We start from the raw sequence: 12,865 nt of genomic DNA, 5'->3' as shown, positions 1-12,865 counted from the left end.
GTTACTCCTGCCATAGCGACCAAACTGGTTCAACGCCACCGGGTAACCATAAATTACGCCCCAACTCTATCCACGAGCAAGGACGATGAAAATCAGAACCTAACGAAGCTTTTAGCTCATAAGATTGAGCTAATGCCGCGTGTTGTTCTCGTTCTTGTGGTGGTTGTTGGCATTGTGCCACTTCGATTGCATCACCACCTTGTTGTTTAAAATAAAGTGTTAATCGTTTTAACCATTTAGAAGATAGACCATATCGACCCGGATGTGCTAATACTGCAACACCACCAGCAGCATGAATTGCTGTGACCGCGTCACCTATTGAGCACCATTGCGGGGGTACATAGCCTGTTTTTCCTTTCGCTAAATAACGTTTAAATACTTTATTAACTGAAGCAACATGTCCGTCATTCACTAAAAATCGGGCAAAGTGTCCTCTTGTTACTTGCCCACCATGCGCTAGCGCTTTAGCGCCTTCAAAAGCATTGGCAATACCTGCTTTTTCTAATCGCTCACCTATCATTATCGCACGTGTTTCACGACATTGGCTTTGTGATGAAAGGAGCGATTTCATCGCGTTATGGTCAATATCAATATTTAATCCAACAATATGGATTTCTATATTCTCCCACAAAGTCGATATTTCGACACCTGATATCAGAGTAAGAGGCAGATTTTTTTCTGCAATATAATGCTTAGCTGGTGCAATTGCCGCTGTTGTATCGTGATCCGTAATCGCTAAAACATTAATTTGACGCTCTATCGCTCTATCAACCAATTCTTCTGGTGAAAGCTCGCCATCTGACGCGGTAGTGTGGCTGTGTAAATCATAAATCACTCTCAAATCAGATAGCCCTTCAGTCATCACGTCTCCCTTTTCACCTTAACAAAATAATAATTTTTAAAGAGTATGCCATAAAGTACTTGACGAACCTAACGCAATCCAGTTTACTAGTACGCAATACGAGCTAGTTCACTTTCCATTTATTCGTCGTTAGCTGTAAGGAGATTTTATGAATATCAATCAACATCTTATCGCTCTTTGGTGGCGCAACACTCTTTTATGGGCGGTTTGATCTCCGGCTTAACGTCAGTGATATCTAAAACCCGCCTACGCGGGTTTTTTTATGCTTTAAAAACAGTAAATAAAGAAAATAATATAGAGCGATAACAATGAATACATCACTTGCATTCTCATTTAATACCAAGGCAATGCCACTGCCTTATCACAGAGAACCAGCTTTGCTTTTCAATACATTATGTGAAAATCAACATTACACATTATTGTTAGAATCCGCACAAATCGACACTAAAGCGAACTTAAAAAGCTTATTAATTGTTGATAGTGCATTACGCATCAGTGCAGTAAAAAATCAAGTCACTATTGATGCATTAAGCGTTAATGGACAAGCGTTATTGCCCGCATTAAAAATCGCACTAAAAGAAAAAGCTAATTTGACGTCAGAAAACGACAAACAGTGTGTCTTTACTTTTGCAACGCCTTCACAAGAGACCGATGAAGAAAGCAAATTAAAATCTGCTAGCGTATTTGATGCGTTACGCTTCTTTCTTGTTAATAAAGATACTAAAGATGCAAACTTTATCTTTGTTGGTGGCTTATTTGCGTATGACTTAGTCTGCGGATTTGAATCTATTCCTGAATTAGAAAGTGATTTTTCTTGCCCTGATTATTGCTTTTATTTAGCTGAGCAATTAATCGTGATCGACCATCAAAATGAAGATAGTCAGTTGGTTTCCATTGCATTTACCGATGATAAAACAGAATGCCAACGTCTCACTTTACGACAAACTGAGTTAATTTCGCTGGCTAAACAACCGTTAAAACACCCTATTCGCCACGCTTTAACAGCAGAAGGATCAACAATACACACCAATATGGACGATAAAGGCTATGGTGATATCGTTGAGGCAATGAAAACCTATATTCGTCGTGGTGATATTTTCCAAGTCGTACCATCTCGTCGCTTTCAAGTAGCTTGCCCTTCACCACTTGCTGCATATCAAGTGTTGAAACAGAAAAACCCAAGCCCGTATCTGTTTTATATGCAAGATGCGCTATTCACTGTTTTTGGTGCATCACCAGAAAGCGCACTGAAATATCAAACCAGTGATCGCCAAATTGAAATTTACCCTATTGCGGGAACTCGTCCTAGAGGGCGCAATGCCGATGGTTCAATTAATGCAGATTTAGACAGCCGTATTGAGCTAGAAATGCGTACTGACACCAAAGAACTTTCAGAGCATTTAATGTTAGTTGATTTGGCGCGTAATGATTTAGCACGCATTTGCCAAGCAGGTAGCCGTTATGTCGCGGAGTTAACAAAAGTTGACCGTTATGCTTTTGTGATGCACTTAGTCTCTAGAGTGGTTGGAAAATTACGTGATGACTTAGACATTTTTCATGCTTATCAAGCTTGTATGAATATGGGAACGTTATCGGGAGCGCCTAAAGTCAGTGCTATGCAATTAATTGCTCGTTATGAAAAAACGAAACGTGGCAGCTATGGTGGAGCCATTGGTTATTTTACTGGTGCCGGTGATTTTGATACTTGCATAGTTATTCGCTCTGCTTATGTTGAAAATAATATTGCCACTATTCAAGTCGGAGCCGGAATTGTGCTCGACTCAGATCCCAAAATGGAAGCGGAAGAAACCCACAATAAATCACAAGCTGTAATCAACGCTATTTTACAAGCGCATACGGATACACAACAGCAGGAGGCTTGTTAATGGCGACTATCTTACTGCTCGATAACATTGACTCATTTACTTATAACCTTGTTGATCAATTACGTAGCCTTGGTAATAACGTGGTGATTTATCGCAATAGCGTCACAGCTGATTTTATTGAACAGAAACTGCGCGAACTCGATAACCCTATTTTACTGTTATCTCCGGGGCCTGGTGCACCTTCACAAGCGGGCTGTATGCCTGAGCTGTTAAAACGCGTATTAGGTACATTACCTGTTGTTGGCATCTGTTTAGGCCATCAAGCCATCATTGAAGCTTACGGTGGCAAAGTTTCTTCATGTGGAGAGATCTTACACGGTAAAGCGACATTAGCTGAACACGATAACAGTGAAATGTTTGTGGATCTACCTAACCCTTTACCCGTTGCTCGTTATCATTCACTTTCAGGAGAACAAGTTCCAGAACAACTTATTATTAATGCTTGGTGCGATAACACTGTTATGGCGGTGCGTCACCGTCAACATAAAACATGTGGTTTCCAGTTTCACCCAGAATCAATTTTAACCACCAAAGGCGCACAACTTTTAGAACAAACAATCGCATGGGCATTAACTCCTAAAGGAGACGCATAAAATGGAAACTATCTTCAACAAATTATTTGGCGCGCAACAGTTAACATTAGAAGAAAGCCAAACCTTGTTTAGCGCGATTATCCGTGGTGAATTAACAGAATCACAATTAGCCGCTGTATTAATTAGCATGAAAATGCGTGGTGAACATCCACAAGAAATCGCCGGTGCTGTACGAGCATTACTTGAAAATGCACTACCATTTCCTCGTCCTGATTACACTTTTTGCGATATTGTTGGCACAGGTGGCGACGGCGCGAACAGCATCAATATCTCAACTGCTAGCGCATTCGTAGCGGCAGAAGTCGGCATTAAAGTTGCCAAACACGGTAACCGTAGCGTATCTAGTCGCTCAGGCTCATCAGACTTACTCGCTGCTTTTGGTATTCCATTAGATAGAAGTGCAGATGATGCACGTCAATTATTAGATGAAGTGGGACTTTGCTTTTTATTCGCACCGCAGTATCACAGTGGTTTTCGTTTTGCTGCTCCTGTGCGCCAACAACTAAAAACACGCACTTTATTTAACGTATTAGGTCCCTTGATTAATCCAGCTCGCCCACCATTAGCATTAATTGGTGTTTATAGCCCTGAGTTATTAATGCCTATTGCAGACACACTAAAAGTATTGGGTTATGAACGCGCCGCCGTGGTACACAGTGGCGGTATGGATGAAGTGTCGTTACATGCACCGACTCAAGTCGCTGAATTACGTAATGGTGAAATTACGCGTTATGAACTCACACCAAGTGATTTTGGTCTTCGTCCTTGTTCAATGGCCGATTTGGAAGGTGGTACACCTGAAGTTAACCGGCAATTATTGGCGAATTTACTGCAAGGCGAAGGAAAAAGAGCACATACCGAATCTGTCGCAGCTAATGTCGCTTTATTAATGCGTTTACATGGGCAAGAAGATTTAAAAATAAATACTGAAGTTGCTATGCACACCATTTATAGCGGTAAAGCAATAAATCGTGTTACCGCATTAGCCGCGAGAGGATAAAAACATGACTGTATTAAACGCCATTGTAAAAGATAAAGCAGAATATTTGATCGCACGTAAAGCAAGCCAACCGTTATCAGAATTTGTGCAGCAAATAGTACCTTCAACGCGCTCGTTTTATCAGGCATTAACTCAACCTAATACGGTTTTTATTTTAGAATGTAAAAAAGCATCGCCCTCAAAAGGATTAATTCGTGCTGATTTTGATCCCGCTACAATTGCAAAAATTTATCAGCCTTATGCTGCAGCAATTTCGGTATTAACCGATGAAAAATATTTTCAAGGAAGCTTTGATTATTTACGTCAAGTCAGCCAAGCTGTACATCAGCCCGTTTTGTGCAAAGATTTTATTATTGATGAATACCAAATCTATTTAGCACGTTTTTATCAAGCAGATGCCATTTTATTAATGCTTTCTATCTTAGATGATGAACAATATCGCGCGCTATCAACAGTTGCTCATCAATTAAATATGGGTGTATTAACCGAAGTCAGCACCGAAGAAGAGCGTCAACGAGCAATTAAGCTTAATGCCAAAGTTATTGGTATTAATAATCGCGACTTGCGTGATCTCTCTATCGATTTAGTTCGTACCCAACAGTTAAGCCAAGGATTGCCTAAAGATGCAATTGTGATCAGTGAATCAGGTATTCATACCCACCAGCAAGTTCAAGAGTTAAGCCAATATGCTAATGGTTTTTTAGTGGGTAGTGCCTTAATGTCACAAGAAAATATTGACCAAGCAGTAAGAGCACTCGTTTTGGGAAAGCATAAAGTGTGCGGGTTAACTCGTACACAAGATGTAAAAGCGGTTTATCAAGCCGGTGCTTACTATGCAGGATTAATTTTCGCAGAAAAATCTCCACGTAAAGTGACATTGTCACAAGCTCAAGAGCTGATAACACAAGCCCCCTTAGCGTTTGTCGGTGTTTTTCAAAACCAACCTATTGAACTTATTTGTGACTATGCAGAAAAACTTAATTTATCTGCCATTCAATTACATGGACAAGAAGATGCTCAGTTTATTGAGCAACTTAGACAAAAAATTCAACCTAGCTGTGAGATTTGGCAAGCCATAAATATGGCAATTCACAGTGATATTCTCCCCGTTTCACACGTTAATAAATATGTACTTGATAACGGCACAGGCGGTACAGGAACAACATTTAATTGGCAAAAAATTCCAAACACAATACGTGAAAAAGCATTACTTGCAGGTGGTCTTAACAGTGAAAACTGTTTAGATGCAGTTAAAACAGGCTGTATCGGGCTTGATTTTAACTCTGGAGTAGAATCGGCTCCTGGAATAAAAGATGCGCAACGTCTGAACCAAGTCTTTGCACAATTATAGCGAAACTAAATTTCACAAAGATAAAATTTTAAACAGGATGACATCACAATGAGAAAACTTAACCCCTACTTTGGCGAATTTGGTGGCCAATATGTACCTGAAATCTTAATTCCTGCGTTGGATCAACTCGAACAAGCTTTTATTGATGCACAAAACGATCCCTCTTTTCAGCAAGAATTCCAAGATTTATTAAAAAATTATGCAGGTAGACCAACAGCATTAACTCTTTGCCGTAATTTAACAGAAGGCACGCGGACTCGTTTATATCTAAAACGTGAGGATTTACTGCATGGCGGCGCTCATAAAACTAACCAAGTATTAGGCCAAGCCTTATTAGCAAAACGTATGGGTAAAACCGAAATTATTGCAGAAACGGGGGCAGGTCAACATGGTGTTGCAACGGCTTTGGCCTGCGCACTACTTAACATGAAATGTCGTATTTATATGGGTGCAAAAGACGTCGAACGTCAATCACCTAACGTCTTTCGTATGCGTTTAATGGGTGCTGAAGTTATTCCCGTTCATAGTGGTTCATCTACTTTAAAAGATGCCTGTAATGAGGCATTGCGCGACTGGTCTGGCTGTTACGATCGCGCGCATTACTTATTAGGAACAGCAGCAGGCCCTCACCCCTATCCAACTATTGTCCGTGAGTTTCAACGTATGATTGGTGATGAAGCCAAAGCGCAAATTCTAGAGCGTGAAGGTCGTCTACCTGATGCTGTTATTGCTTGTATTGGTGGTGGTTCTAACGCTATCGGTTTATTTGCTTCCTTTATTCCAGAAACATCTGTGCAACTCATTGGCGTTGAACCTGCGGGTAAAGGCATTGAAACAGGTGAACATGGCGCACCTCTGAAACATGGAAAATTAGGGATCTATTTTGGGATGAAATCCCCAATTATGCAGACTGATGAAGGACAAATTGAAGAGTCATATTCAATTTCAGCGGGTCTTGATTTCCCATCAGTTGGACCACAACACGCACATTTAAACAGCATTGGTCGTGCTGATTATGTTTCTGTTACCGATGACGAAGCCATAGAAGCATTTAAAGCACTTTCTCGCCGAGAAGGAATTATTCCAGCTTTAGAATCTTCTCATGCATTGGCTTATGCACTGAAATTAATTGCACAAAATCCTGACAAAGAACAGTTATTAATTGTGAACTTATCAGGCCGTGGTGATAAAGATATTTTTACTGTAAACGATATTTTAGCAGCAAGAGGAGAAATCTAATGAGCCGTTATCAAGTATGCTTTGAGGCATTAGCACAACAACAGCAAGGCGCATTCGTTCCTTTTGTCACATTAGGTGATCCTTCTCCTGAGCTGTCATTACAAATTATTGATGCATTAATTGAAGGTGGCGCAGATGCATTAGAAATTGGTATTCCTTTTTCCGATCCTCTTGCTGATGGTCCTACTATTCAAGGTGCTAATTTACGTGCCCTCAATGTTGGCGTAACTCCCACTGATTGCTTTGCACTTTTAGCTAATGTACGCAAAAAACATCCTAATATTCCTATTGGCTTATTAGTTTATGCCAATCTTGTTTTTAGTAATGGGATTGATAATTTTTATGGTAAATGCCAACAAGCTGGTGTCGATTCTGTCTTAATTGGTGATGTGCCCTTACGTGAATCAAAAGCGTTCCGAGAGGCAGCAAAGCGAGCGAATATCGCTCCAATTTTTATTTGCCCGCCTAATGCTGATGATGAGCTTTTACAAGAGTTAGCAACGTCAGGTAAAGGTTATACCTATTTACTATCAAGAGCAGGTGTAACTGGCACAGATAAACGCGCAGAACAATCACTAACACATCTTACTGACAAGCTAAAAACCTGTAATGCGCCCCCAGCATTACAAGGATTTGGCATTTCAGAACCAAAACAAGTGAAAGAAGCGATTGCAAATGGTGCAGCGGGTGCTATTTCAGGATCAGCTGTTGTACAAATTATTGAGAAAAATCTTCATCAACCTGAAGTGATGCTTAAAGCGCTTACTCAATTTGTCCAAGAAATGAAAGCAGCTACACTCTCTTAACTATCGTAATCAATCCGCTTTAGGAGAATAGTTTGCTATTTTTCTAAGCGGATTACTCTTAATTCATTATTAATTGACTCACGCTTTTGGGGACCCGTTTTGGTGCTTAGTCCGCATGAAATGGTGCAATCCCTCTTATTTCTCCATTTAAAGTAACATAATCAATACCTATAAAAATTTGGCAAAATTTTATTTTTTGCACATACTTTATAAAGCGCTTTATGTTTTCTTTTCAAAGATACTCAATTAATTACGCAATGTATAAGGAGTTTGATAATGAAACTATGGGCAAAAATCTCCGCTGTTATGGCGGCATTACTGATGGCATTTACGTTGTCTGCATGTTCTCCAACTGCAACATCAGAAGGTACTGGGGGTTATTTTGATGACTCCGTGATCACTACCAAAGTTAAAACGGCACTAATCGGTGAAAAAAATCTTAACTCAACACAAATTAGCGTTGAGACTTTTAAAGGTAAAGTTCAATTAAGTGGTTTCGTTTCTTCTCAAGCGGATGCTAATCGTGCCATTGAAACAACCCGTAAAGTGACTGGCGTAAAAGGTGTTGTCAACTCAATGGTGATCCGCTGATCCCTTTTTTATTCTAGTCTTCCTTTAGCCTTACTTTTTAGACCACCTTTTCGGTGGTCTTTTTTTGTCAAGTACTCCATTCTCAGTATTAGCTTTTATCATAAAGCAGATCAATTTTTATAAAAAACGTAAATAGATTAAAAAAGAGTATTTTCACTTCGACTTAAAAAAATGTTCGTAAAGAGGGCAATTAAAAAGAATAATTAATCATTTAATGATTAAAAACCAATCTTCTTATTTTTATGAATATTGCTTCTCTTAACCCTCTTTTATTCTTTTTTTATTTCTTTCTCTTGATACACAAAGCACTTCCACTAAAACCAAATATAGTTGCATTTAAAATGCAACTATATATTACCCTATTTTATTTATAAAAAGACCATTGGTTTTTAATAAATAAAAATACACTTTTTTATCTTATTAAGAAGGTAAAAACAAAAGATATATATAAGATATATTTTTATTAATGTTTAAATATTATATTTAAAATACATCTTTTGTTTTATCTCTATTTTTAATTACTCATAAATGATGTATTCAACAATAAAACAGAGAATTTATATAATCTAAAAGTGAAAGGCTTGGTTCAAATTTAAAACATAAAAAAAGCGAAGATAAACTTCGCTTTTTCATTATAAGACATTCTTTTAAAGAAAGAATAATTAGAAACGGTAGCCCACACCAAACATAAAGACAAATGGGTCTAAACGTGTGCTGATTGATTGTCTATCTTCACCTGCTTTAAATTTAACATCCGTTTCGATATTCATCCACCAAACAGACGCATTCAGCATCCAGTTTTTATCGAGGTTATAATCTAAACCTGCTTGTGCCGCAAAGCCCCATGAATCCTTAAGATCTAGGTCAGATAAACCAGCACCTTTACCCGCTGAATTGAATTTTTCATCAAAGAAAGTGGTAAAGTTAAGACCTGCACCTAGATAAGGACGTAATTTATCTTCACCATTGCCAAAGTAATATTGTGCCATTAATGTTGGTGGTAAATGTTTGACTGTCGCAATTTCACCAAAGTTTGTTAATGATACTTTGTGCTCAAAAGGAGTAGCTGCTAATAGCTCAACACCAATATTATCAGTGATCATATACCCAAAGGTTAAACCTAATTGGGTATTATTATTAGCTTCAAAATGCCCAATACCTAATACATTATCAGAACCTGCATTAGGACGAACAGTTGCAGTACCTGCACGGAATAAGAAATCACCTGCTTGGTGAGCAAAAGAAATAGAAGGCGCAAGAGTTGCAGCCGCTAAAATAAGCGCAGAAAGTTTTTTCATTATTTAACCCATTCCTGTAATAAGTAAAATCTCCGCTAAAAATATAACCATTTATTGATAATTATGATCTAATACCGATCACAACTTTGGAATTATTTTTGCAGAAAGTGTTATTTCTCTTATTATTATTTATCAATGCGATTATTTATAATTGATCTGCATCAAATTACCGATTAATACAATTTTTTCTTATAATTAAATTTATTTTTATTAATAATTTTTGAATAAAAATATCCTGAAAAATGTAATTAAAAATAAGGTTATTTTTATGTTAAAATAATGTTTTATTTATTTTAAATAATAAGTATATTCTAATTACTGATAACAAGAAAAAAACCAAATAAGAGAAGTAAGAGAAAATATCCCATTTTGTTGTTGTAGAAGGTACAATAGCGCGCATTGACACAGTCTATTTTTTATAGGAGCAGTTTCATGCCTACCACGGCACGCACAATCTACCGAGACAGTCTGAATTTTTATAAGAATGAACGACGTAGCATTGTTACACTTTCCGCTATCCTTGCTGTTATTTTAGCGATAATTCATGTCTTAATTGGCCCCAATCCTCAAGAATACCAAGTGATGATTGAATTTGTGGCTAATTTTAAAAATACACAGCTTTCCTCTGCTTCTCCTGCGGAGTTAGAAGCAATGTCAAACAGTGTCGTGGGTATTGCCAAAAAAGTGTTATCACTGTATGCATTTGAAACATTACAGCAAAGCATCTTGGTTCTCACCTTATTGATGTTCGCTATGGCAATCTCTGCTGGTCACAATGTTACTCTTGGGCAAACATTTAACGCATGTTTACCTCGCTTACCAAAAATGTTTTTATTAATTGTTCTGTGCTCTATTTTAATTAGCGCAGGTTTTATGGTGATGATTATTCCTGGCATCATTTTGCTTATTGGTTTTGCATTAGCACCCGTTGTTTTAGTGCGCCAACAAAATATGGGTAGTGCAATTCGTTTAGGCTGGAAAATTGGCTTTAGTGAATCTGGCTCACTTATTCCTGCTTTAGGTATTTGGATCTTATTGCAGTTTGGCATTGGTTTTGTGAGTAATCTAACTATTCAACTACCTGATCTTATCCATAATTTCTTATTCTACCTTCTGAAAAATATGGCTTCAGCGTGGATGATTATTTACCTATTTCGTTTATTTATGTTGGTTGAAAACAAATACACAACGCAACAAATGCGCTAATTTATTCAAAACATAACTCCCCATAAAACTTATCGATAAAAAATCCCGTGTATAAGCTAACGACTTATCACGGGATTTTACTGTTTATTTATTACCACTCATAAACTTAGCTGGAATGCTTAAGGTGTTGAAGTCTGACTCTCTCTTGATACTTCTGATATCGATGTTTTATTACTCCCTGTTTCTTGGCTTTCAGCTTCTTGCTTTAACGCTTCTTTTCTTGCTTCTTTCTGTTTTTCTTTGATCTGTTGTCGGCTTTGATAAAGTCTGATCACAAAATAGAGATCAGGAGCAATAATCAAGTCATCTTCATTGAGCGAAATTTTGTTACGTTCAATCCAGCGATTTAACTCTGTTCTCCGTCCTGCCAAAACCAATTTAACGCCTTTTATTCGCAACTCTCGTATTAGTTCATCAATAGCAGCAAATACACTGACATCATCATAGGTAAAGCTTACAGCTGCATCTACTGCTAACCAAGCTGGACGTTGAGGTGCATTATCAACAAGTTGAAGTACCCGTTTTTTAAAATAACCCACATTAAAATAAGTCAGTGGTGAATTAAAACGATACATCATTAAGCCATCAATAGGTTCAATACCATTATCCTTATTCATTGAGTGAACCATTCCTTGCTCATCGATACCCAATAGCTGATCGCTTGGTCGAAAAACAATACGTAAAAATTGTAATAAGCCTAATAAGACCGCAAAGCCTATACCATTAATCACCCCTGCTAATAACACTGCTAACAAGGTGAATGATGCCAATGTAAATGCTTGTTTATTACGTTTACGATAAGACCAAATATGACGAATACTCAGCAGTGACCATGAAGAGACGATCAACACAATTCCAAGTGAAGATAATGGAATATAGGCGAGGAAATCTGTCATAAATAATAACACCAGTAGAATAACCAGTGCTGCGATAATAGAAACTAATTGCGTTTTACCCCCGACAGAATCATTGACTGCGGTACGACTACTTGCTGCACTTACAGCAAATCCTTGTGAAAGTGCTGCCGCAATATTGGCAATACCCAATGCTTTTAATTCTTGATCTGCATCGACATCATAACCATTTTTACTGGCAAAACTGCGAGCTGTCATCATAAAACTCACAAAGCTAATGACAGCCAAGTTTATAGATGGAACCAATAACTCTCGTAATACACTAGGATGAAATCCACTCATCGACACGACTGGCAGAAATAGATCAACATTTCCTGCTTCTTTATTCACAATAGCAATACCATAACTTGCTAAATCAAATTGCCAGCTAAGATAAGTCATTACAACCATAGCAATTAGTGGTGCTGGCCATCGGCTACGAAAATAACGAATACCTAATAATAAAGCGAGTGTTACCACTGACATCAATACCGTAGGTAAATGCGCATCCATTAATCGAAATGGAACTTCAATAAGTTTTTCAATTAGGTGTTCTGGAGAAGTGTCAAAACCAAATATTTTACTAATTTGCCCGACCATAATGGTGATAGCCACACCATTTAATAACCCTTGAAGAATAGGACGAGACAAAAAGTCAGTGAATGCCCCTAATCGAAAATGGCTAGCTAAAATACACCAAAACCCCGTCATTGCAGTCATAATAATGGCAAGTTGCCATCGTGTATTTTCATCACCAGCAGATAATGGAATAACGACTGCCGCAATAACGGCACATGTTGCTGCATCTGGTCCCGTAATTAATTGGCGAGAAGTACCAAATAATGCATAAATAATCATGGGAAAAATACAGGCATACAATCCAACAATAGCATTAATGCCTAATAATTCAGTATAAGCAATAGCAACAGGTAGCGCGACGGCAGCAACCGAAAGCCCTGCTTTTAAGTCATAGCCAAAATATTCACGCTTATAGTTAAATAATAAGCCTAATCCTGGCATCCATTTTATTATTCTTTTTCCGTTCATTGATTTCCTCTTATCAGAATATACATTCATCAAAAAGTGGCGGATGATAATGATGAGTAACTAAATCATATACTAGAGTTATATTTAAATCCT

The 12,865-nt window shown here is 37.9% G+C and carries 11 protein-coding genes; 8 read left to right on the top strand and 3 right to left on the bottom strand.

The window, feature by feature from the left end:
* Position 1: 1 nt before the first annotated feature.
* Positions 2-862: a PHP domain-containing protein gene (locus DK861_RS12955; protein ID WP_109400373.1), complete on the bottom strand. Its 861-nt coding sequence runs from the start codon at positions 860-862 to the stop codon at positions 2-4.
* A 308-nt stretch (positions 863-1,170) separates the two neighbouring features.
* Here DK861_RS12955 and DK861_RS12950 point away from each other — a divergent pair, with 308 nt between their 5' ends.
* The 7 genes from DK861_RS12950 to DK861_RS12920 all read left to right on the top strand — a co-directional run bounded on the left by DK861_RS12950 (position 1,171) and on the right by DK861_RS12920 (position 8,328).
* Positions 1,171-2,748: an anthranilate synthase component 1 gene (locus DK861_RS12950; protein ID WP_109400372.1), complete on the top strand. Its 1,578-nt coding sequence runs from the start codon at positions 1,171-1,173 to the stop codon at positions 2,746-2,748.
* Entirely contained in the window at positions 2,748-3,341 is a 594-nt protein-coding gene (locus DK861_RS12945) for an aminodeoxychorismate/anthranilate synthase component II (protein WP_109400371.1), read from the top strand. The genes DK861_RS12950 and DK861_RS12945 overlap by 1 nt, the downstream gene beginning before the upstream one ends.
* Before the next feature lies 1 nt (position 3,342).
* Positions 3,343-4,341 carry an anthranilate phosphoribosyltransferase gene (gene trpD / locus DK861_RS12940; RefSeq protein WP_109400370.1) on the top strand — a complete coding sequence of 333 codons (999 nt, stop codon included), beginning with the start codon at positions 3,343-3,345 and terminating at the stop codon, positions 4,339-4,341.
* A 4-nt stretch (positions 4,342-4,345) separates the two neighbouring features.
* A complete protein-coding gene (trpCF, locus tag DK861_RS12935) occupies positions 4,346-5,692 on the top strand; it encodes a bifunctional indole-3-glycerol-phosphate synthase TrpC/phosphoribosylanthranilate isomerase TrpF (RefSeq protein ID WP_109400369.1) in 1,347 nt (448 codons plus the stop codon).
* A 48-nt stretch (positions 5,693-5,740) separates the two neighbouring features.
* A complete protein-coding gene (gene trpB, locus DK861_RS12930; RefSeq protein WP_069369250.1) occupies positions 5,741-6,931 on the top strand; it encodes a tryptophan synthase subunit beta in 1,191 nt (396 codons plus the stop codon).
* Entirely contained in the window at positions 6,931-7,737 is an 807-nt protein-coding gene (gene trpA, locus DK861_RS12925) for a tryptophan synthase subunit alpha (RefSeq protein WP_109400368.1), read from the top strand. The genes trpB and trpA overlap by 1 nt, the downstream gene beginning before the upstream one ends.
* Positions 7,738-8,013: 276 nt before the next feature.
* Positions 8,014-8,328: a BON domain-containing protein gene (locus DK861_RS12920; protein ID WP_109400367.1), complete on the top strand. Its 315-nt coding sequence runs from the start codon at positions 8,014-8,016 to the stop codon at positions 8,326-8,328.
* A 662-nt stretch (positions 8,329-8,990) separates the two neighbouring features.
* Here the strand turns inward: DK861_RS12920 and ompW are convergent.
* The gene (gene ompW / locus DK861_RS12915; RefSeq protein WP_006536979.1) at positions 8,991-9,626 is read right to left on the bottom strand and encodes an outer membrane protein OmpW; all 636 of its coding nucleotides are present in this window, start codon (positions 9,624-9,626) and stop codon (positions 8,991-8,993) included.
* 432 nt (positions 9,627-10,058) lie between these two features.
* On the opposite strand from ompW, the gene DK861_RS12910 reads away from it, so the two are divergent.
* On the top strand, positions 10,059-10,832 hold the full coding sequence (locus tag DK861_RS12910; protein WP_109400366.1) for a YciC family protein: 774 nt from the start codon (positions 10,059-10,061) through the stop codon (positions 10,830-10,832).
* Positions 10,833-10,951: 119 nt separating this feature from the next.
* On the opposite strand, the gene DK861_RS12905 is transcribed toward DK861_RS12910, so the two are convergent.
* Positions 10,952-12,772, bottom strand: a complete 1,821-nt coding sequence (locus DK861_RS12905; RefSeq protein WP_239452181.1) for a SulP family inorganic anion transporter — start codon at positions 12,770-12,772, stop codon at positions 10,952-10,954.
* Between the last annotated feature and the right edge of the window lie 93 nt (positions 12,773-12,865).

Source organism: Proteus sp. TJ1640 (assembly GCF_003144445.1).
GTDB lineage: Bacteria > Pseudomonadota > Gammaproteobacteria > Enterobacterales > Enterobacteriaceae > Proteus > Proteus penneri.
Note: the sequence above shows the minus strand (reverse complement) of the source record. Positions and strands in the feature narration are given on the sequence as shown.